The following is a 21,403-nucleotide window of genomic DNA, read 5'->3' as shown; positions in this document are numbered from 1 at the left end:
TGCCTTTTTATTGTGTGATCAGAGCGAAAAATTATCTAAGTCTGGGGTTGATTCAAACTCACCGAGTCGTTCAATTTCGGTATCTTGGCGCATTTGTTCATGCCAACGTTCTTCATCCCAGATCTCAAATTTATTCATCAAACCGACCAACATGATTTTTTTGCCTAAATCAGCATGAGACCGTAACGACGGTGCCAGCAATATTCGGCCATTTTTATCTAATTGGTATTCTGTTGCATTACCTAACAACATCCGTTGCATGCGTCGAGCGCGTGGATTCATATTGGAAATTTTAGCTAAGCGATCTTCTATATCCTGCCATTGCGCCAGTGGATACAACCACAAGCAAGGCTCGTTCAGTGCGACAGTACAGATCACCGTCCCCTGATCTTCAGACAACAGCGAGTCTCGGTACTTAGTCGGTACCGCAAATCGTCCTTTGTCATCCAAACTCAGTGAACTCGCACCACGGAACATAAAAAGCCTACTTTAAAAGTTTGTAATTAATCTGTTTTGATTAATTTGATCCAATTTGATCCACTAAATACCACTTTTTACCACAGTGCTCCAGTTTAGGGCTTGACAAGCTATTTTGTCAAGTCAGCAGAAACCTATAATGGTGTGTTAAAGCCAGAAAAAATAAGGCCTAGCGCGAAGCTACTGAATTACGTGGGAAAAAGTGGATAACATCAAAAAAAATATTTTATTCTGAGATAAAACAAAATAAATAGACTTAAATGATTAATGAATAATCAATGAACAGTTACAAAATATTAGTAGCGAATTGCTGCTTAATAGATCTTGTAAAATTTACGCGATCTTTTTGCAATAGTTACTTTAAACGCTGTTATTTCAAACAAAGCGATTCACAAGATAAAAAACAAACCATTGATTTTTAAGAATTTAAATAAGATCGTAGAAGTGGTACGAAGGCTGCAACAAGTATTACACAATCTAGTTTTATATTTAAGGAACGATTACTATGACTACTTCAACATCAAGTTCAAATTCAGCTGCAAAAACCAGTAAAAAAGTTGATGATATTGCTGCTCACACTGAATCACCATTAACAGACAAAGCAACCTCAGCGGCTCATCTTGCTGTTGATTCGCTGTCTTCAAAGGCTGCAACAGCAGAACAAAGTATTCGTCATGGTGCTTCAAGTTCAGCTGAAACACTCACTGAAAAGCAAAAAATTGCGCGTGAAAAACTGTCTGAATACAGTGGTAAAACTCGTCAATTAGCCTCTGAAAACCCGCTTGCTACAGCTGGTCTTGCGTTTGCTGCTGGTATGCTAGTGACAGCACTATTTCGCCGTAGCAAGTAAGCAATTATGCAACCACATACCGATCCTAAAGATAAACAGCATCAAGCCGCTGATCCTGCACCGCAAAGTGCTGATCAGTGGCAAGATCATCTTGCTAAATTATCTCAATATGGTGAGCAACTTTATCAAGACTATCGCCAACAGGCTGGTATTTGCAAAGAATTAGCGAGTGCCGAGTGGCGACTATCAACTCGCTCTTTGGCATTGACTATTATTTTGCTGGTAAGTTTTGCCGGTGGTTTAGTATTGTTGTGGGCCGGTTTGCTGATCACACTTGGCTTTGCGGTTTTTGCCTTTAGTCAATCAATATGGCTCAGTGCTGTATGTCTAATTGGCTTACAATTGCTTTGTTTAATGTGGCTGTGGAAAAACATTGGTTATATCAGCAGCAAAATTGGCTTTGATAAAACTGCGCACAGCATTAAACAATTACTCAATATAAATAGGGGTGAATAATGCTAATTGATTATTTTATTAAGAAACCAAATCATAAAGTTCGTCACTTAAGTCAAAAAATGAATAGCATCAATGCGTTAAAACAGCAACATCATCAAGCTTTCAACTACCGACTTAAACGCTTTGCAGTATCGAATGTCGGTATTGCCAGTGCCTTTACGGCAGGTGCAGGCTATCAAGCGCTAAATGGTCATAGCCAAAATTCAGCCAATAAAATAAAGCTAAGTCAATTTAGCTGGTTGTTACGTTTGCTATAAATCCTCATAGATACTGAGCTTTGCTCAGCACAATCTTACTCTTCAGAGCTATTACTTTGGTCTTTATTAGATAAACCGCAATTAACCTTATATTATATATGGTTATTTTCAACTTAATTGGCTACAATTTTATGCCAAAGCCCAGTATGAAGAGTATTGTTATTTTTTCCTCATCGTTACAACATCGACTTTATCGGTTATTTATATTACTGAGTTTACCCGGCATTTTGGTGATCTTATTTAGCCTTTGGCATGCCAAAGAAACCGCACGCCAAGAAAGTCGGCTGCAGGCATTAACGGTTGCCGAACAGCTTGTTGAGCAGCAGACTGAGCTACTCAAAAAAATTAAGACATTTACCACTCAACTTGCTGACTTAAAAGATTTTGCCGCGCCACTACAAACCGGCTGCCCTTATTACTTAGCTAAAATACAAAAACTTCAACCTGAAATTGCAAATATTGGTATCGTCAACATGCAAGGCGACGCGGTGTGTTTATCGCAAGGACGCAAAGAAAATATTAATATTGCCGATCGTGAATACTTTAAAAATGCTGTGGCAACTAAAAGCTTTGCCATTGGCTATTTTCAAAAAGATCGCAGTATCAATTCCCTCAGTTTCAATTTTGCTTATCCACTTATTGATCAGCAGCAACAAGTATATGGGGCAGTAGTAACGGTTGTCACATTAGATTGGTGGAGCCAGATACTTGCCAACTCTCACTTACCCGAAGATGCCATTGCTGTTATAACCGACAACAACGGTCGCATTATTGCAAATTACCCTAACGATCCATCGCTGTTTGGCGAAAATATTAACGCCTATGGATTTAGCTCTGAACTACCAATGCTCAATAGCACAATTGAATTGCAAGGTATTAATCACATTTTACACAGTAAAACCATGTATACCGATGAAACTAAAAATAGCCTAAATGTCTATGTTGTCATGCCATTTAATAACGCAATTCAAGCTGCCAACCAACTATTTTTTATCACATTAGCTGCATTTACATTGATGATTATTGGCCTCTCTATATTTGCTCATAGCCAATTAAAGCGCAACGTATTAACGCCCATAGCACAACTCACTCTGACGATTAAAGAGCTTGCGCAAGGGTTATTACCAAAACAGTTTTCTTTAAATAGCCCAGAGCTGAATACTCTCTATCAACATTTTAAAGCGATGGCGCAAACACGTCTGACGGCAGAAGCGAGTGTCAAACGCCAACATGACGAATTAAGTAGTTTATTAAACGCTTTGCCTGATACCTACATTCGGATCAATGTTCACGGTGATGTACTGAACTTAGGTGGGCAAATTTCACAGTTAAATTTACCTGTGTATACACGTTCAAAGTTACACCTTCGCGAGCTACTTGGTGAAGAAAAAAGTAAACAGTTACTTCAGCATTTGCCCTGCAAAAATAAAACTAGCCAATTTGAATTAACAATCAATAACAGCGAAGTTGAGCAAGTATTTGAAGCGCGGATCAGTGCCAAGCTTAATAGCAACGAGTACACCATCGTATTGCAAGATATTAGCCAGCGAAAGAACGCTGAAAAAGCCTCTCATCTGGCATCATTGGTCTACTCAAATAGCAGTGAAGGAATGGCTATTACCGATCCAAACGGCATTATCTTAGATGTTAACCCGGCTTTTTGTGAAGTAACCCAATACAGTAAAAATGAAATCCTGGGCAATACCACCGCTATCTTAGCTTCAGGCAAGCACAGCAAAGCGTTTTATCAAGAAATGTGGCTGCAATTACAAGAGACTGGCCGTTGGCAAGGTGAAATAATTAACCGTCGTAAAGATGGCGAGTTATTCACAGAGTGGCTTACTATCGATACTGTATACAATGAACATTCTGAAGCGCAGCGCAGAGTCGCGATTTTTACCGATATTACCGCTAAAAAAGCAGCCGAAGATCTGATATGGCATCAAACTCACTTTGATCATTTAACCAATCTACCTAATCGAATTGAGCTTAAAGAGCGCTTAAATCAGCGCCTCAACAACGACTTAAATCCTAATGAGCCACTGGTGATCATGCTACTTGATCTTGATCATTTCAAAGACATAAATGACACCTTAGGCCATTTTTATGGTGACGAATTACTTAAGTTGATCGCAATTCGTTTGCAACAAGAAATTGTTGATATTGAGTTTATTGCACGTATTGGTGGCGACGAATTTGTCATTGTGCATGCCAAGCTAGTCACTGAAGAACACATTAAAAAAGTAGCCAACGATATCCTCAATGCCATGACAAAAGCATTTATACTCGAAGGCGAAGAACTACACATAGCAACCAGCATCGGCATCGCTATTGCACCAATCGATGGCGATAGCTCAGAGCTGTTATTAAAAGCCGCCGACCAAGCCATGTATAAAGCTAAACAAAGTGGTCGTAACTGTTTTGAGTTTTTCAATCACAACTTACGCGAGCAAGCACAAGCGCGTATGGATTTACTCAAAAATATGCGCTATGGCATTGAACAAAAACAATTTGATCTTTATTACCAAGCAATCGTTAACCTAGATTCTGGGCACATTCATAAAGCAGAAGCACTATTGCGCTGGCGCCACCCGACACGCGGCGTAATTAGTCCCGCAGAGTTTATACCTTTGGCCGAAGAGTCTAGATATATCAACCCATTAGGACAATTTGTATTTACTCGCGCATTACAAACGCTAACGGTTTTACGAGCCCAGGTTGATGCCAACTTTCAACTTAGTATTAATGTCTCGCCAGTGCAATTTAGTTGCCTTGATAGCGGTATTGATCAGTGGCCAGCCTTGCTAAAAGCCGCCAATTTACCACCGAGTGCAATTGTTAGCGAGATCACCGAAGGGTTAATGATCGCACCAGAGCAACTCACTCAACAACGCCTGAAAGCGCTGGTAAAATCCGGTATGGAACTCGCTTTAGATGACTTTGGCACAGGCTATTCATCGCTTGCCTACTTGCAACAAATGGACGCAGATTATTTAAAAATTGATAAATGTTTTGTTGATAACATTCAAGCCGACAATCAAGATCTGGCGTTATGCAAAGCAATCATCACTATGGCACATCAATTTGGTTTAAAAGTGATTGCCGAAGGCATTGAAACACCAGAGCAGCAGCAATTATTACTTGGTATAGGGTGTGATTATGGCCAAGGCTATTTGTTTGCAAAGCCATTACCCGAGCAGGAATTTTTAGCACTGGTAAGCAACCAATCCACAACAGCTACCTAAATATTGCTGATCCAGCACACACTATGCACTGAAAATTTAGCTAGCTATTGTTTAATAAATAACGAACTGATACGTTACCAAACAGATTTTATTAAATTAACTGTTAGCCGTGATTTCAAAATTACCTCGTTGGGTAGAATATGGATCGTTTTTACTTGCGCTTGTTGCTGGGCTTGTTAATTCGATAGGGTTACTAGGGTTCAAACATCAATCAATTTCACATCTATCAGGCACTGCAACACTCCTTGGCACAAGCCTTGTTACCTCCCCCGTTACTGATGTATTACACTTAGCTCTTATCCTACTGAGTTTTTTGGCTGGTGCGGCGATCTCCGGCGCTTTTTTGCAAAGTGGTGCATTAAAACTCGGCCATAACTACAGCAGCTTGCTGTTATTTGAAGCCATGCTGTTAGCAAGCTCAGTGTATTTTTTATCGAATGACTCTGTAAACGGGCACTATTTAGCATCCGCAGCCTGCGGCTTACAAAACGCGTTAGCCACCACTTACAGCGGCGCAGTTATTCGCACCACCCATGTTACCGGTATCTTTACTGATCTAGGGCTAATGCTTGGCGCTAAATTAAGAGGCGAACCCTTTGATAAACGCAAAGCACTGTTGTTTTTACTGATCATCTCAGGATTCATTTGCGGTGGCACATTAGGTGCTTATGCATTCCAGTTTTATAAATTTAATGCCCTCTTTATCCCCGCAACCATCTGTCTAGTATTAGCCGTTAGCTACTCAGTGTTTAAAGCGATTAATAGTAAAAAGACTTAGCCCTTTGCACAGTTAACACCACTTTTGCAGTACATCATTGCTACAAACCTACATCAACGTTCATCTCAAGAATCGATAGGTAATTTCACTAGGAATAATTCTTAGACATAATAAATTGATTTAGATGTATAATTCCTGAAAATGGAGGGATTTATGCGGATTGGTATCATTGAAGATCATCAGTTAGTTCGAGATAGTTTTAAAAAACTACTTGAGCTCGAGTTAAACTGGCAAGTAACAATTGAAGCTTGCTCAGTGAACGAAGCAAAGTTAGCAGTAAATATTGACCAGCCAGATGTCTTTATCGTTGATATTTCAATGCACGAAGGTGAGACTGGCCTGACTTTTCTATCATACTTAAATGAGCATTACCCAGAAATAAAAACCATTGTAGCTTCTATGCATGACCATGAACCGTACGTCAGTAATGCAATACAACTCGGGGCGCTTGGTTATGTGTCTAAGCGCTCAGCTTCAGACGCTATGATTGATGCGGTAAAAACAGTAATGCGCGGCCATCGCTACATCAGTGAAGACGTTAACTTCAACTACACCTGTGTTTCTGATAAAAAAGACCTTTTAACAAATAGAGAAATCGAGGCTCTACCACTTTTTGCCAAAGGCTTAAATGCCAAACAGGTTGCTCAACAGCTCGGCATGATGCCGAAAACCGCTCACGTACATAAAACAAATATTTGTAATAAACTAAACGCAACAACTTCATTTGAACTATTAAAAGTTGCCATTGATATCGGGGTTATTCAACTTAATGAGTTGGCCTAGGCTTACCATTGCCACACCTTCCACTACAAACATAGTACTAGGGGCAGCTAAGCAATGCGCGGTTTGCGTTGCTTATTTAATCGCGCTGTGTGCCTCTACATGGGTTAGTAACCATCTAGAAACCGTCCCACAAAGTAGTGCTATATTTCTCCCTGCAGGTATTAAACTGGCTTTTGTTATTATGTTCCCAACACGCTATTGGCCAATAATATGGTTAGCATCACGACTCTATGCAGCGTATTTAGGTTCTTTTTATACCCAGCAATGGCATTTAAATTTATTGCATGGTGCGTGGCAAGAGGCTATCTATTTAGCCATTGTCTTCGCTTTTAAGTATAGCCGTTGGCCACCAACGATTAAAGATAGTAAAGGTGTGCTTTCGCTTATTTTACTAGCAAGCTTAGCGGCAGCATCAAAATGGTTTTTGTTTGCCAGCTCTTTTGAGTTCACAACTTGGTTAGAAGGTAAACAACTACTGCAATATCAGTTAAATATGACTTTAGGTGATTTGACTGGCAGCTTGTTTATCGCACCTTTTATTATTTTGTGTGCTAACAGTTATCGCCGAGCCTTTAGCCTAGAGGGCGGAGTTAAACTAATTATCACAGTCACTGTCTTTACCCTATTAATGCTGTCGATTTATCTGCTGCGCCCTGATATCTACTCACTATTACGCTTGGCTTCCCTACTACCAATTATTTGGTTTTCATATCACTTTGGTATTACAGGCGCTATATTTGGCGCAGCAGCAGCAAATGGCTTAATAATATTAGAAGCAAGCATCACACAAGATGCAACTAATACTTATATTAGCCAATTGTTTATTCTGACCAATGCCGCAACGAGTTTATTACTCGGTGCGGCAGCAGCAGAGCTGCGACAAAAAAATAATATGCTAACACTGACAAACATTGAACTTAGAACGCAATTAGAAAAAAACCAACAACTGGCTATCAAAATGGTGAATGTACAAGAAAGTGAGAGAAAGCATTTATCACAAGAGCTTCATGATGAATTAGGGCAAAACCTGACTGCATTTAAAACCGATCTTGCCGTTTTAACCAGTATGACGGATCAAAGCGTCAGCGCGATTGTGACTACGTTAAAACAAAATGCTAATTCAATGTATGATTCAGTCTATCACCTGATGCATTATCTGCGTCCGCGTGAGCTTGATGAATTAGGCTTAGCAAAAGCACTTTCACAAGGGAAGTTTAAAAGCTTGATGCATAAAGAAAAAGTTAGGTATATAACACATTTATGCATAAACGAAGCAATTAGAGATGAACATCAAATTGCGATCTATCGAATTTGCCAAGAAGCAATCACCAATTGCATCAAGCACAGCTGCGCATCTGAGTTGGTAATTAGTTTAGATTCCAACTCGGATCTGATCACGTTAATTATTCAGGATAATGGCAATGTCGCGACAACCGCCTCACACTCTGGTGGTTATGGTCTCGCTTTCATTGATGAACGCGTGACTGCTCTTGGCGGCCAATGCTCATTCTCAAACGAGCAAGGCTTCACCATTAATGCAACATTCCCCATATCAGCTGATGAACAAGTCCGCTAGCGAATATAAACTTGCTTGGAATAAAACTTTTTCCTTAACTGTATCGCCTCATTATCGTTAGCAGGTACTTGCACTTCAGCTTGATTACCGACTAACTGTAATAGCAATCCTTGAGCAATTTCCTTATCCCCGACTTTTGATTTTATAACCACTTTTTTGCCAATAGCACCTTGCAGCCGAGGCTTAGGAAAAGTGACTTTATTGATTGGCTTTAAGCCTTCATAATTAGTGAAAAGATCAACGCAGTGCTGTTTTGCCGCAAGTATCAAATCGTCTTTAGACTTCACAATATCGACATTATTCAAAAAGTGAATAAGTGCACTATTACGCCGATCAAACTCACTGGGCACATCCTGTATATTAAGCGCTGATGCCCATTTACGGAGCACTAAATATTTTCCTAGTTTGAGCCGCGTCAAGCTGGTTGATGCCCCCGTCATCTTGCTATACCACTCGATGCGGTAGCATGATGAACCTAAGCTATGTAATAGCACCGTTGTATTGCCAAACTCCCTTGTACTGCCCTCGATCACGCTCATTCTAATTCCCTAAACTAGCAATAAAGCAATAGGTTAGGCGCTAATGAAAGAGGTTAATATCATCGTTTTTCTTATTACGACTAAGAAAATGGCTTATAGCATTTATGCCTAGTTTGGATTTAGAACGTATATTTCAAGCACAAAAAAGCCCGCAGCGTTAACTGCGGGCTTTTTTGTTGAATGAGTGAGTCAGCCGTATAAGTTAACAGACTGAAAAATAATTAAGATAATGCGCTAAAAGCAATAAATTTAAATTAAATATATTAGGGGAGATTACTTTTCCATATTTATCAATTAATTAAAACTAATAGTAGGTGGAGGTGGGGGCGGGAAGTATTCACCCACAAAAAAATGCGTTCCTGATACAAACCCACAGTGTGTCGGAAACTTCTTATAATGTGAAGTATTCTTGCTCCATCTTAAAGCAGAATAGCCACCCATAATTCTGTGACCAACCCACCTTTCATCAATCAATTTATAGCCACTTGGTTTGTTTAATAGTAATAAGCTCCCCATAAACTGTAACCACTGTTCATGATTCAACAGTTTATTTCCATATGCGTGGTAAGAGCGACCACTAGAAAATATATTAAAGCCCATGCCCCAATAAGTACATAACTCTTTAAGAACACCAGATGCAGAAGGTTCTGCACCTTTAGAACCAAAGTCGATCATTGGTAAGTGCATTAATACTGAGTTTAAATATAATTTTGAGTGAAGAGCCAGTTCGTAATCAGGAGCAAGATTTATTAACTCTATTAATAAATTGCTTTCATTAAGATCTGAGGCCAGTATGGAGAACTCTTGCCGCTCATCTTTAAAAGATTGTGGCTCATAACGATATCTACTCAAATTTAACTTAATAGAACTATTCAAGTAGCTGTTAAGAACCTCTTTCACCCAACAAATTGGGTGACGATTTAGCTTCATCCGTTGAGTAGCTCCATTATGATCATTTATAGACATTTATACCCTTCACCATTTGAAAAAATTCCATTGAATACTGATCAGTCATTCCTGATACAAAATCAATAATTAAATGTAACCGCAGTTTCCACTCAACTTCATTGTTTAGAGCATTAAAGGTTTCTTTAAATTTATCAGAAGCACTAACATTCTGCTTTCTACAATCTGATTCAAATTTAAGGATAGATGATTCTAAAACAGCTGCTTTATAGGCATTTAAATGTTTCTCTGGTAATCGATTGAATAATCTCCTTTGTCTATGAAGTGATTCCTTCTTAATTCCTTTGAAATCATTGGTTAACAAGTGTATAAAATGCTCTTTTTTAAGTTTAAGAATACATTCAAACTCCTCAAGTATTCCTAAAATAATTTTAAAACCAGACAATTCCATACACTCAGCTTCTTCTGAGGTAAATAGGAAGTCACCGGTATAGACCTTGAGCACTTTTAGTAGGTCATAGCTTAAAGTACCTTCGCAGACTAATTCTTCTTTCTCGTCAAAACCACATATGCTTTCATAGTTACTGACATACTTTTCAGCCACTGAATCAACTAAGAAGTTAGACAGCTTTGTTTTAAAACTCAAAAATATACCTATTGAGTCCCCTTTACTTCCATTTAGCTTACCTATCAATTCGTTACAAATATGTGGGTGCTGATGCTTTTCAGCAACTTCATTTAGCCCACGGATCACTTCCTTTTTAAAGTGATCCATATTAATAATTTTCTTTTCTATTCCATCTTCAATATCGCTTATACAATAAGAAATATCATCGGATGCCTCCATCAAAAAGCCCAGCGGATGCCTGCTGTTTTCTGGCATTTCAAGAGCCTTCCAAGCTGATTTAATCACTTTTTCTTCTGTGCTAAAATAGCCAATTTTCTTGCTAAAAGGAGAACTATCATTTGCTGCCTTCTCAGTTGAAGTATATGTGTATTTTAAAAAGGCCACTAACTGAGTATAGGTTAAATTTAAACCATAAAAACCATCATCTCCTTGAAGCTTTGTAATAATCCTAAAACCTTGCGGATTACCGTCAAAATGAGTTAGGTCTAATGTTAATGATTTTCTTACTTCCGCATCATCAAAAAGCACATTAAGCCATTCTTTTTGAGCTAAAGAACCTGCCCACTCAGATACCGCTGCCTCACCAAAGTGACCAAAAGGAGGGTTTCCAATATCATGCATTAAACAAGCTGTTTCTACGATATTTGATAATGAGAGGCTATTATTTTCCCAATACTTTTTTATCTCATCTGATTTGTCTGAAACAGCTATCTTTTCTAAAACTTTGGCAACTATATATCTTCCGATATGAGAAACCTCAATAGAGTGAGTCAACCTAGAGCGGACTGATGAGTTACTTTCTAAGGAAAAAACTTGAGCTTTCTGTTGAAGTCTTCTAAAAGCAGCGGAGTAAATTAACCTGGCGCGATCACTTTGAGTTGAGGCAAGAAGTGAATCATGGTCAGCTGTTGAGAGTCTATGTCTTCCAATTGAATTTAAATTTTCCATTTTATCTACTTATTATAATTAAAATAACCATTCACTAATTTTAATTAGCATACATAAATTGATCTCGGATTAACATTCAAAAAATTAAGTATTAAGAATCAATTTTTGGTGCAAAGTATTGGATGCTACATCCACATAATAGTATTTGATATCAGTTTTTACCTAGAACCTAGCTAACCTGACTGTCCTCTGTTCTACAAATACAAAAAAGCCCGCAGCGTTAACTGCGAGCTTTTTTATTGAATGAGTGAGTCAGCCGTATAAGCCGGGTTCTGTCCTTTCCGAAGAAAGTGATAATCATTCGTCTAGGCCATAAATCGCTCTATGGCTCAAGCAACCTACCCGGTTCTCACGTGGGCCACGCGTTCATTATTTAAAATGATAGAACCCTATTTGGTCTTGCTCCGGGTGGAGTTTACCTTGCAACCAACTATTGCTAGTGGCCCGGTGCGCTCTTACCGCACCCTTTCACCCTTACCAATCCGAAGATTGGCGGTCTCCTCTCTGCTGCACTTGTCGTAGGCTCACGCCCCCCAGCCGTTAGCTGGCACCCTGCCCTATGGAGCCCGGACTTTCCTCCCCCTGCGCATTTTCGTTGCAGGCAGCGATCATCTTGGCTGACTCGGCGCGCAGTATACCTGAGCTGGATTGTATGTGCAGTAAAGATTTAGCCTTTTTCGTCAATAATTGTTTTATAAAGGGCATTTTTCTTCATGCCAAAATAATCGGCCACTATACCGCAGGCTTTTTTCATTGGCATTTCATTCTCAAGTAACGCCAACATTTTACGTGCTTCTGGCGGAATATCATCAACCTGCTTTGGATTACCAGGCAACATTAGCACTATTTCGCCGCGCTGTTTGGTTGGATCGTCGGTTAAAAACTGTTTAAGTTCACTGACTGTACCATTAAAAAATGTTTCAAAGGTTTTGGTCAACTCTTTGGCAAACACCACTTGTTGCTCACTACCAAGCGCTATCTCAAGATCATCTAAACTTGCCATGATGCGATGAGTACTTTCGTACATAATGCTGGTTATATTGGAATTAACCGCTTCAATAAAAAAGTCTTGGCGAGCTTTGCTTTTTGCAGGGGTAAAACCAATAAACTGAAAACGATCTGTTGGTAAACCTGAACAACATACCGCAGTAATTGCGGCGCAAGCCCCCGGTATAGGCGTGACATGTGCGCCTTGCTCTCGGCATAAATTAACAACCGCATAACCAGGGTCACTAATTAGCGGCGTGCCTGCATCCGAAACTAGTGCTATATTTAAACCTTGATTAAGTTGATCAATAATTTGTTGCGCTTTTTGCTTTTCATTATGGTCGTGCAAAGCAAAGGTTTTTGCCTTAATGCCAAAGTGACTTAGCAACTTACCGGTATGGCGCGTGTCTTCAGCAGCGATTAAGTCAACTTGCGATAAAGTCGCGATTGCACGCTGACTTAAGTCGTCATAATTGCCGATTGGGGTGGCTACAATGTAAAGAGTGCCGATTTTCTGTGAATTCTCCTCATTTAACATTGAGGTCTCCTGCGTCAGTCAGTAATATAAGCAAATCGCGTTAACGTATTGGGAAATCATTGTGCGACTTAAACTTGTTAGTCTATTAATCATATTGTCAGGGTTATCGGCCTGTAGTACAACCGAAAAACCGACTAAAACCAGTGAAAACCTCAGTTCAGCTAATAGCGCATCACAAATTCAAGCGACTGACGCACAATCTATGTACCAACTAGCCTTAAATCGCCAAGGCGCTGATAAAATCCAACTTCTTTATAGTGCGCGTGATGCTGCGATTGTAGAGCAACAATGGCCACTGTTAGAGCAAATTAGTACTGAATTAGAACGTACTCCAAGCGTAGACCAAGTGCAAAATAAACTGTATATCGCTTTTGCGCAAATGCAACAAAACAAGAGTACTCAGGCTCTTGAGATGCTAGCCAGTTTAGACAATCAATTGACTCAACCGGAGCATTTTGCTTGGCATCAATATTTAACCGCCAGTGTGTATGCATCACAAAATTTGCCTAAAGAGGCGATGACCTACTTCTTTCGTGCCTCTGAAACCGCCAGTAAAAATAACTTAACGATTCCACAGCTCAACAAAGACCTGTGGCAAAATTTACAACAATTATCATCGTATGCTTTAGAGCGCTTTAATCGCGGCTCAGTGATACAACAAGGCTGGGTAAACTTAGCGCTCTATCACCAAGTATATTTAGGTGCTCCAGTTGAGCTTGATCAAGCAATTAATAATTGGCAACGCCGTTACCCTGGTCATCCAGCAATCGCCGTGTTGCCAAAAAAAGACGCTGAGTTAATTGCTGCTGAACCACTGAATATTGAGCGCTTAGTTGTTTTATTACCCCAATCAGGTGCTAATGAACGCTTAGGTGATGCCTTAAAAGCTGGCGTGTTAGCGGCACTAGATAGTACATCTATTGCTGAAACCATTTTTATTGATGAAATGCTTAGTTCTGCTGAGCTGTCTGCAAAACTGCTCGAAATTAATCCTGACTTTATAATTGGGCCGTTACTCAAAACGAGTATCGATAAGCTAGTTGCAAGCAAAGCATTACAAGATTACCCAGTTTTGCACTTAAATACCTTTGATGGTGAGCGCCAGTCTCCTCAGCATTACTTCTTTGCGCTTAACCCGGAGCACGAAGTACAGCAAGCACTTGAGCACTTTTTAACGGCTGGTTATCAAAAACCTATGCTGCTGGCGCCAAATAATAGTTCAGGCCAGCGTTTAGTTGATTTTTTCAACCGACAATGGCAACGCTATAGTGAAACCACACCAGAAGTTGGGCTTTATAACGATAAAAAAGATATGCCAACAACCATTGTTAACCTGCTCGAAGTAGATAAATCAAAAGAACGCATTGCGACCGTTAAGTCATTATTTAGACAAGAAGTAGAGAGTGAAACTCGCTCTCGTCGCGATATTGATGTTATTTATATTCTCGGTGATGCGATTGAAACTCGCTTGATTAAACCTTATTTAGATGTAAATGTGAGTACTTTTGCTGATCGCATTCCACTGTATGCCAGTTCAAAAAGTCATAGCAAGCAAATCGATAGCACCGATAAAGGCGATCTCGATGGTTTGTATTTTACCGAGTTACCATGGATGCTTAGTGGGCAAATAAAAGATCATGCCTTGCGCCAGCAATATAATTCGCTGTGGCCAGAACAGGCTGATATAAGTCAGCGTTTATTTGCCATGGCCTATGATTCAGTTGCTATGCTAAGTAATATCACACAATTGAGTATGCTCCCCGGTAAGCGATTTAATGGCTTAACTGGCCAATTGAGTATTACCAGTGATGGGCAAATTAATCGCCAACTTAATTGGGCGCAATACAAAAATAGACAAATCCAAGCGGTACAGCTAGCAACATCAGCGCCGTTACCATTATTTATGCAATCAGCTACCAGCCTGTCACACAGTGAGTAGTTAAAAGCAATATAAAACAAGGATGTTGTGATGTCGTGGTTTAAACAACTGTGGCAAAATAGCCGAGAGAAAGGCCAGTATTACGAGCTTCAAGCGCAAAAATACTTAGTGTCGCAAGGGTTGATCCCATTAGAGCGTAACTATAACTGCCCCTACGGGGAGCTAGATGTAATAATGCGCGATGGCAACACGCTAGTGTTTGTGGAAGTGAAATTTCGCAGTAGCTATGTTAAAGGTGGAGCAATCCACGCTTTAGGTAAACAAAAGCAAGAACGTTTAAAACGCTCTATTTACCATTATTTAGCAACGAAAAAGCTTAGTGATCAAGCAATAAGAATCGACTTTGTCGCAATAACTGGCGACACATCGCAACAACTTAATTGGATAAAAAACGTATTTTAATATGCAAGATACTATAAAAGAGATTTTTACAGAAAGCATTCAGGTGCAAATAGCCGCCGGTGAAGTACTTCCTAGCGCCTTAGAAGCCGCTGCATTTACCATAGCGCAGAGCCTAATCAATGGTAATAAGTTGATTTGTTGTGGTACTGCCAGCTGCCACATGCTGGCCCAACATATGGCTGGCGTATTGATCAACTACTACGAAACCGAACGTCCTTGTTTACCGGCAATTGCGCTATCACAAGAACATATCAATCTTGGTCCAAGTAACCAAAGTGACGACCAAGAAACCTTTGCCCGTCAAGTACGAGCGTTTGCTCAACAAGGTGACTTACTATTGGTTTTAGCAATCAATGGCAACGAAAAAAACATCATATCGGCAGTCGAAGCCGCACTCACCAAAGACATGAAAGTTATTGTTATGGTTGGTGATGACGGCGGTGAGCTAGTAGGTTTACTCGGTGCCAATGATGTCGAAATTCGTGTTCCGTCAAAACGTCCGAGCCGCATCATAGAATCTCACTTGGTTAATCTTCATTGTTTGAGTGAACTCGTCGACTTGACCCTATTCCCACAGGAAGAAAGCTAATGTTGAAACAATCTCTAATTGTTATTAGTACAGTACTATTATTACAAGGCTGCGCTGCTGCAGTTGTTGCAGGTACCGCTGGTGCCGTTACCGCAGCCAACGATCGTCGTACTCTTGGTTCGCAAATCGATGATAGTAATATCGAAATCAAAGCTGGAGTCGCTATAAACGATGTACCTCGCCTTGCTGATCATGCCAACATCAGCGTGATTAGCGTTAACGGCATTGTATTGTTAATAGGCCAGGTTGCAACTCAAGAAATGAAAGACGAGGCTCAGCGTACGATTGAGGGCTTACCTGCTATACGCAAAATACATAACCAAATTCGTATTGGCTCTAACATTAGCATGAGCACCCAGACCCATGATTCTTGGTTAACCTCTAAAGTAAAAACACAATTACTTACCACCGACAACATCAGTAGCAACAACATCAAAATAGTAACTGAGAATGGCGAAGTATTTTTAATGGGCTTAGTATCAGATGCAGAAGCAAACACCGCTGTAAGCGTTGCTCGTAATGTATCGGGTGTAGAACGCGTTATTAAGGTATTTGAATATTTGTAAAGGTATCAGGTTCTAGGAATTAAAAGCCTTGCAGTTGATATCGCAAGGTTTTCTATACCTGTAGGCGGGAGCTTACCTCACGCACCTCCACTAAAAAACGCGGGGTAAACCCGCTGCTACAACAATCAACCTTAACCTTCGTCTCACAACTCGTCGCTCGTAAACTTTAACTAATACCAATCAACTTAAATATTTAACCATTCTAGCGAGCTAAATAAAGCGCTAACTGCGTTATAATTTTTTCAAGTAGAACAATTACATGTCAAAATTTACGCCTTGTTATCACTGTATTTATCTGTCGCTATAAATGGTCAGTAACTTAACACGATTGGTATAAATCTGCGTGGATAAAGCCCCGCCTACAATAAATCCAAACACCCATGCCAACCCCGTAGCCCTTAGTTTACCTAGCGCCTTTTACCTTTATCTTTTACCTTTTACCTTTTACCTTCAGTCTACTTTTATACAGGCATAAAAAAACCGCTTAATCAGCGGTTTTTATCAAACAATTACATATTACTTAATAACACGTAAGTGTGAGCCTTTTTTCTTTTCAGGCTTAGAAGGAGCTGGCTCGTCAGGTAATAATTCATCTGCGATATCAACACTTTCTAACTCAGCTGCAAACTCGTCTTCATCTTCTAAAAACTCATCTGCAGTAAACACAGTGCCTTCACCGTTTTCGCGGGCATAGATCGCAAGCACGGCACCAATTGGCACGTATACTTGCATTGGCTGACCACCAAAGCGGGCACTAAAGCTTAACTGCTGATTATCCATTGAGAATTGTGTGACAGCTGATGGGCTAATATTCAACACAATTTGTCCATCTTGAACAAACTGTGTTGGTATTTGCACGGCTGGAAAATCAGCATTAACCACTAAATGCGGTGTACACTGATTATCAACAATCCAATCAAAGAAAGCACGAAGTAAATAAGGACGATTAGGCGTCATTACAAACGGATCTCGCGCTCAGTTTCAGTAAGAGAAGCTTGGAATGATTCACGCTCAAATAAACGGATCATATATTCTTTCATCTCTTTAGAACCTGCACCAGTTAGCTCAATACCAAGCTCTGGTAAACGCCATAGTAATGGTGCTAAGTAACAATCAACTAAACTAAACTCTTCACTCATAAAGTAAGGAGCTTCAGTAAAGATTGCTGAAACAGCAAGTAAAGCTTCTGTTAGTTCTTTACGCGCTTGCGCTGATTCAGCGCCATTAGCATAAATTTTAGCAGCAAGGCTGTACCAATCTGTGTCGATGCGATGCATCATTAAACGGCTGCGGCCACGCATTACCGGATAAACAGGCATTAGTGGAGGGTGAGGAAAACGTTCATCAAGGTATTCCATGATGATGTTTGCCTGATATAAACCAAGCTCACGGTCAATCAGTGTTGGCACTGTACCGTAAGGGTTAATTTCATGAAGTGCTTCTGGCAGGTTGTCCTTTTCGGCCAGATGAATATCTACACTTACGCCTTTTTCAGCAAGTACAATGCGTACTTGATGGCTATACATACAGTTAGCACCAGAAAAAAGGGTCATTACAGGGCGCTTATTGGCAGCTACGGCCATGCCTACCTCCATTAAATAACAAAAACAGCAAAAGGGGCTTAAGCCCCTATTGCAAAATTACCTTTAAATATGTTCAAAATTAATGAACATCTCTCCAGTATTCTTTCTTCAACATGAATGCCAAGATAAATAGGATAACTAAGAATCCGATAACCTTGATACCTAACGCTTCTGATTCAAGACGTGAAGGTTCACCCACGTACTCAAGGAAGTTAGTTAAGTCACGAGCCGCTTGATCGTACTCGTCTACACTCATTTCGCCAGTCCCATCTGTTTCAGTACCAATAACTTTAGTCACAGTGTGACCATGTTCTTCGACTTCTTCAGTAATAGGCGTTGGTAAACCTTGCAGTTCTTGCAAAACGTGAGGCATACCTACCGATGGGAAAACAATATTGTTAACTCCAAACGGACGAGATTCATCTTTATAAAATGACTTTAAGTACGTGTAAATATAATCCGGAGATTTTACACGTGCAATTAGAGTTAGATCCGGCGGAGCCGCACCAAACCATTTTGCTGCATCATCTTTAGTAATTGCGTTAGTGATATGGCTACCAACTTTTGAACCGTCAAAAATTAACTGCTCAAGGCCAACGGCTGTTGGAATACCGATATCACGGAAAGTACGCTCATAACGCTGATACTGCATTTGGTGACAACCAAGACAGTAGTTCATGAACAACTTTGCACCACGTTGCAACGAAGGCTGATCAGTTAGGTCATTACCGGCTTCCATTAATGGAACCGATGGACCTGCCGCCATTGCCGGCAATACGTTTATTGATAAAGCAAATAAACCGATAATTAGCTTTTTCATCATTTCGTTAACCTCTCTGGCAATGGCTTAGTTTTTTCATTCTTACTGTATACAAACAACAGTACGAAGAACATAAAGTAAGTCACAGTACAGATTTGTGAAATGATCGTCTTCATATCAGTTTGTGGAGTTGCACCCACCCAACCAAGAAGCACGAAAGTAACAACAAAACCTGCGATGTTCCATTTATGGAAGCCACAACGGTAACGAACCGATTTCACTGTGCCACGGTCAAGCCAAGGTAATAACGCCAGCACTACAATCGATGCACCCATCGCAGCAACACCAATTAGTTTATCTGGGATTGCACGTAAGATTGCATAGAATGGCGTAAAGTACCAAACTGGGAAAATATGTTCAGGTGTTTTAAGTGGGTTTGCCGCTTCAAAGTTTGGTCCTTCAAGGAAGAAACCATTCATCGCAGGCATAAAGAACACCACCCAACAAAACAAGATTAAGAAACCAACCACACCCACAATATCTTTTACTGTGTAATAAGGATGGAACGGAATCGCATCAACAATATCTTTCTTGTCAGTGTAATACTCATGGAATTTAAATTTAGGCTTATCTTCTTCAGCAACAGAGCCTTTCTTACGCTTGATCTCAACGCCGTCAGGGTTATTTGAACCCACTTCGTGCAGTGCCACAATGTGTAAGAATACTAAAATTACGATAACCAATGGTAAAGCAATAACATGTAATGCAAAGAAGCGGTTAAGCGTTGCACCTGATATTACATAATCACCACGGATCCAAAGTGTTAAGTCATCACCAATAACCGGAATAGCCCCGAATAGTGAAATGATTACCTGTGCACCCCAGAATGACATTTGACCCCATGGTAATAAGTAACCCATGAATGCTTCAGCCATTAACGCTAAGAAGATAAACATACCGAATAACCACAGTAATTCACGTGGTTTTTGGTAAGAACCGTAGATCATGCCACGGAACATATGCATATATACAACGATGAAAAACGCTGATGCACCTGTTGAGTGCAAATAACGTAGTAACCAGCCGTATTCTACATCACGCATGATGTATTCTACTGAAGCGAATGCGCCCTCAGAAGACGGAACAAAGTTCATCGTTAACCAAATCCCGGTAAGAATTTGGTTTACTAGTACTAACATGGCCAATGAGCCAAAGAAATACCAGAAGTTAAAGTTTTTCGGTGCTGGATACTGTGCAATATGCATGTTCCAAACACGTGTCATTGGGATACGGTCGTCTATCCAACCAATAATTTTACCGAACATTAGGCTACCCCTTTTTCTTCGCCCACTAAAATAGTGGTATCATCAAGAAATGTGTAAGGTGGTATTTCTAAGTTTAACGGGGCAGGTACCGATTTAAATACACGGCCAGCCATATCAAATTTAGAACCGTGACATGGACAGTAGAAACCATCATCTGTTCCCTCAACCTTTTCACCAAAATTACCTTGGAAAAAGCCAGGTGAACACCCTAAATGCGTACAAATACCTACCGCGAGAAATATCTCAGGGCGTAATGAACGGAAATCATTGGTTGATGATTCTAATTGTTGTGGCTCTTGCGATTGCGGATCACGAAGTTGACCTTCGTGTTCTTTCATCTGCTCAAGCATTTTAGGGGTTCGTGATACAACCCATACAGGTTTACCACGCCACTCGACACGTATTAATTGTCCCGGCTCAAGTTTGCTGATATCTACTTCTACAGGCGCACCCGCAGATTTAGCTCGCTCACTTGGATTCCAAGACGCAATAAAAGGAACAGCAGCCCCAGCCGCACCAACACCACCTACAACAGAGGTAGCTATGGTTAAAAAGCGACGTCGGCCATTGTCTACAGGCGCATTGCTCATCCACTTATCTCCACTATGATTCTCAACACTTGCTATATTGAGAACATCAGTTACAGCAGGTTAATTTTTCGAAATTTTAAAATAGAAGCGATCATAATTAAAACCCTTGATTAAAACAAGGTTATTAACAGCCTCATGCTCGAATAATCCCGACTTTATCAACTAATTGACTAAGTTAGCTCGAGCATAGAGCCGTTTCTATGATATGACTTTTACAAAAACAATATACTGACCAAGATCAACCTCACTAAAAGGAAGCAGATAAACTGCACATGGTGCTGTTGAACTCACTCACATTACTTGCCAGACAATTGTAGCAAAAAAATTCATCAATTAACTGACGGATTTACACTTATTACGATAATTATTGAACTTTTTTTAAAGTTATACGCAACAAAGGCAGTAGCAGGTTAATTATTAGCCGCATATTTGATACGAGTTTGCTGGTTACTTATTAAAAGTGCGAGTTTGCTTATGTCTGATAAAAAGTGCAAGTTTGCTTATGTCTGATAAAAAGTGCGAGTTTGCTTATCTCTGATAAAAAGTGCGAGTTTGCTTATGTCTGATAAAAAGTGCGAGTTTGCTTATGTCGATAAAAAGTGCAAGTTTGCTTATGTCTGATAAAAAGTGCGAGTTTGCTTATGTCGATAAAAAGTGCAAGTTTGCTTATGTCTGATAAAA

The 21,403-nt window shown here is 40.0% G+C and carries 21 protein-coding genes and 1 other RNA gene; 11 read left to right on the top strand and 11 right to left on the bottom strand.

Annotation, left to right across the window (positions count from 1 at the left end; translation table 11 throughout):
• Positions 1-18 precede the first annotated feature (18 nt).
• Positions 19-477 carry a division/cell wall cluster transcriptional repressor MraZ gene (gene mraZ / locus FW757_RS15525; protein WP_145236856.1) on the bottom strand — a complete coding sequence of 153 codons (459 nt, stop codon included), beginning with the start codon at positions 475-477 and terminating at the stop codon, positions 19-21.
• A gap of 505 nt (positions 478-982) precedes the next feature.
• Here mraZ and FW757_RS15520 point away from each other — a divergent pair.
• From FW757_RS15520 to FW757_RS15490, 7 genes are all read left to right on the top strand, one after another.
• Entirely contained in the window at positions 983-1,327 is a 345-nt protein-coding gene (locus tag FW757_RS15520) for a DUF883 domain-containing protein (protein ID WP_182718047.1), read from the top strand.
• Between the two features lie 6 nt (positions 1,328-1,333).
• On the top strand, positions 1,334-1,783 hold the full coding sequence (locus FW757_RS15515; protein ID WP_145236851.1) for a hypothetical protein: 450 nt from the start codon (positions 1,334-1,336) through the stop codon (positions 1,781-1,783).
• Positions 1,783-2,040, top strand: coding sequence for a hypothetical protein (locus FW757_RS15510; RefSeq protein WP_182718046.1), 258 nt, complete (start codon positions 1,783-1,785; stop codon positions 2,038-2,040). Before FW757_RS15515 ends, FW757_RS15510 begins: the two co-directional genes overlap by 1 nt.
• Positions 2,041-2,186: 146 nt before the next feature.
• On the top strand, positions 2,187-5,285 hold the full coding sequence (locus FW757_RS15505) for an EAL domain-containing protein (protein WP_446441417.1): 3,099 nt from the start codon (positions 2,187-2,189) through the stop codon (positions 5,283-5,285).
• Positions 5,286-5,394: 109 nt separating this feature from the next.
• Positions 5,395-6,063, top strand: coding sequence for a YoaK family protein (locus tag FW757_RS15500; RefSeq protein WP_182718045.1), 669 nt, complete (start codon positions 5,395-5,397; stop codon positions 6,061-6,063).
• A gap of 153 nt (positions 6,064-6,216) precedes the next feature.
• Positions 6,217-6,846, top strand: a complete 630-nt coding sequence (locus tag FW757_RS15495; protein ID WP_149980610.1) for a response regulator transcription factor — start codon at positions 6,217-6,219, stop codon at positions 6,844-6,846.
• Positions 6,833-8,422, top strand: coding sequence for an MASE1 domain-containing protein (locus FW757_RS15490; protein ID WP_446441416.1), 1,590 nt, complete (start codon positions 6,833-6,835; stop codon positions 8,420-8,422). Before FW757_RS15495 ends, FW757_RS15490 begins: the two co-directional genes overlap by 14 nt.
• Here FW757_RS15490 and FW757_RS15485 read toward each other — a convergent pair.
• The 5 genes from FW757_RS15485 to rsmI form a co-directional block, all read right to left on the bottom strand.
• The gene (locus FW757_RS15485; RefSeq protein ID WP_446441415.1) at positions 8,419-8,961 is read right to left on the bottom strand and encodes a hypothetical protein; all 543 of its coding nucleotides are present in this window, start codon (positions 8,959-8,961) and stop codon (positions 8,419-8,421) included. The genes FW757_RS15490 and FW757_RS15485 overlap by 4 nt on opposite strands.
• Before the next feature lie 294 nt (positions 8,962-9,255).
• On the bottom strand, positions 9,256-9,927 hold the full coding sequence (locus FW757_RS15480) for a primase 1D-like protein (RefSeq protein WP_446441414.1): 672 nt from the start codon (positions 9,925-9,927) through the stop codon (positions 9,256-9,258).
• A complete protein-coding gene (dgt, locus tag FW757_RS15475; RefSeq protein ID WP_446441413.1) occupies positions 9,914-11,443 on the bottom strand; it encodes a dGTPase in 1,530 nt (509 codons plus the stop codon). The genes FW757_RS15480 and dgt overlap by 14 nt, the downstream gene beginning before the upstream one ends.
• Positions 11,444-11,688: 245 nt before the next feature.
• Positions 11,689-12,067, bottom strand: an RNA gene (rnpB, locus tag FW757_RS15470) — RNase P RNA component class A.
• 43 nt (positions 12,068-12,110) lie between these two features.
• Positions 12,111-12,968 carry a 16S rRNA (cytidine(1402)-2'-O)-methyltransferase gene (gene rsmI, locus FW757_RS15465; protein WP_149980608.1) on the bottom strand — a complete coding sequence of 286 codons (858 nt, stop codon included), beginning with the start codon at positions 12,966-12,968 and terminating at the stop codon, positions 12,111-12,113.
• 61 nt (positions 12,969-13,029) lie between these two features.
• On the opposite strand from rsmI, the gene FW757_RS15460 reads away from it, so the two are divergent.
• The 4 genes from FW757_RS15460 to dolP are packed head-to-tail and all read left to right on the top strand — an operon-like array spanning position 13,030 to position 16,464.
• Positions 13,030-14,907, top strand: coding sequence for a penicillin-binding protein activator (locus tag FW757_RS15460; protein ID WP_446441412.1), 1,878 nt, complete (start codon positions 13,030-13,032; stop codon positions 14,905-14,907).
• A 30-nt stretch (positions 14,908-14,937) separates the two neighbouring features.
• Positions 14,938-15,309: a YraN family protein gene (locus tag FW757_RS15455; protein ID WP_182767585.1), complete on the top strand. Its 372-nt coding sequence runs from the start codon at positions 14,938-14,940 to the stop codon at positions 15,307-15,309.
• A gap of 1 nt (position 15,310) precedes the next feature.
• Positions 15,311-15,898, top strand: coding sequence for an SIS domain-containing protein (locus FW757_RS15450; protein ID WP_149980605.1), 588 nt, complete (start codon positions 15,311-15,313; stop codon positions 15,896-15,898).
• Positions 15,898-16,464 carry a division/outer membrane stress-associated lipid-binding lipoprotein gene (dolP, locus tag FW757_RS15445; protein ID WP_182767586.1) on the top strand — a complete coding sequence of 189 codons (567 nt, stop codon included), beginning with the start codon at positions 15,898-15,900 and terminating at the stop codon, positions 16,462-16,464. Before FW757_RS15450 ends, dolP begins: the two co-directional genes overlap by 1 nt.
• A 516-nt stretch (positions 16,465-16,980) precedes the next feature.
• On the opposite strand, the gene FW757_RS15440 is transcribed toward dolP, so the two are convergent.
• The 5 genes from FW757_RS15440 to petA all read right to left on the bottom strand — a co-directional run bounded on the left by FW757_RS15440 (position 16,981) and on the right by petA (position 20,722).
• Positions 16,981-17,421 carry a ClpXP protease specificity-enhancing factor gene (locus FW757_RS15440; RefSeq protein ID WP_145236812.1) on the bottom strand — a complete coding sequence of 147 codons (441 nt, stop codon included), beginning with the start codon at positions 17,419-17,421 and terminating at the stop codon, positions 16,981-16,983.
• Entirely contained in the window at positions 17,421-18,047 is a 627-nt protein-coding gene (gene sspA, locus FW757_RS15435; RefSeq protein WP_064667929.1) for a stringent starvation protein SspA, read from the bottom strand. The genes FW757_RS15440 and sspA overlap by 1 nt, the downstream gene beginning before the upstream one ends.
• 79 nt (positions 18,048-18,126) lie before the next feature.
• Entirely contained in the window at positions 18,127-18,870 is a 744-nt protein-coding gene (locus FW757_RS15430; protein ID WP_182719666.1) for a cytochrome c1, read from the bottom strand.
• Entirely contained in the window at positions 18,867-20,132 is a 1,266-nt protein-coding gene (locus tag FW757_RS15425) for a cytochrome b (protein WP_149980603.1), read from the bottom strand. The genes FW757_RS15430 and FW757_RS15425 overlap by 4 nt, the downstream gene beginning before the upstream one ends.
• Positions 20,132-20,722, bottom strand: a complete 591-nt coding sequence (gene petA, locus FW757_RS15420; RefSeq protein ID WP_182719667.1) for a ubiquinol-cytochrome c reductase iron-sulfur subunit — start codon at positions 20,720-20,722, stop codon at positions 20,132-20,134. The genes FW757_RS15425 and petA overlap by 1 nt, the downstream gene beginning before the upstream one ends.
• Between the last annotated feature and the right edge of the window lie 681 nt (positions 20,723-21,403).

The sequence above is a fragment of the Pseudoalteromonas sp. 1181_04 genome (assembly GCF_052850545.1).
This window is presented reverse-complemented; position numbering and strand designations above follow the sequence as displayed.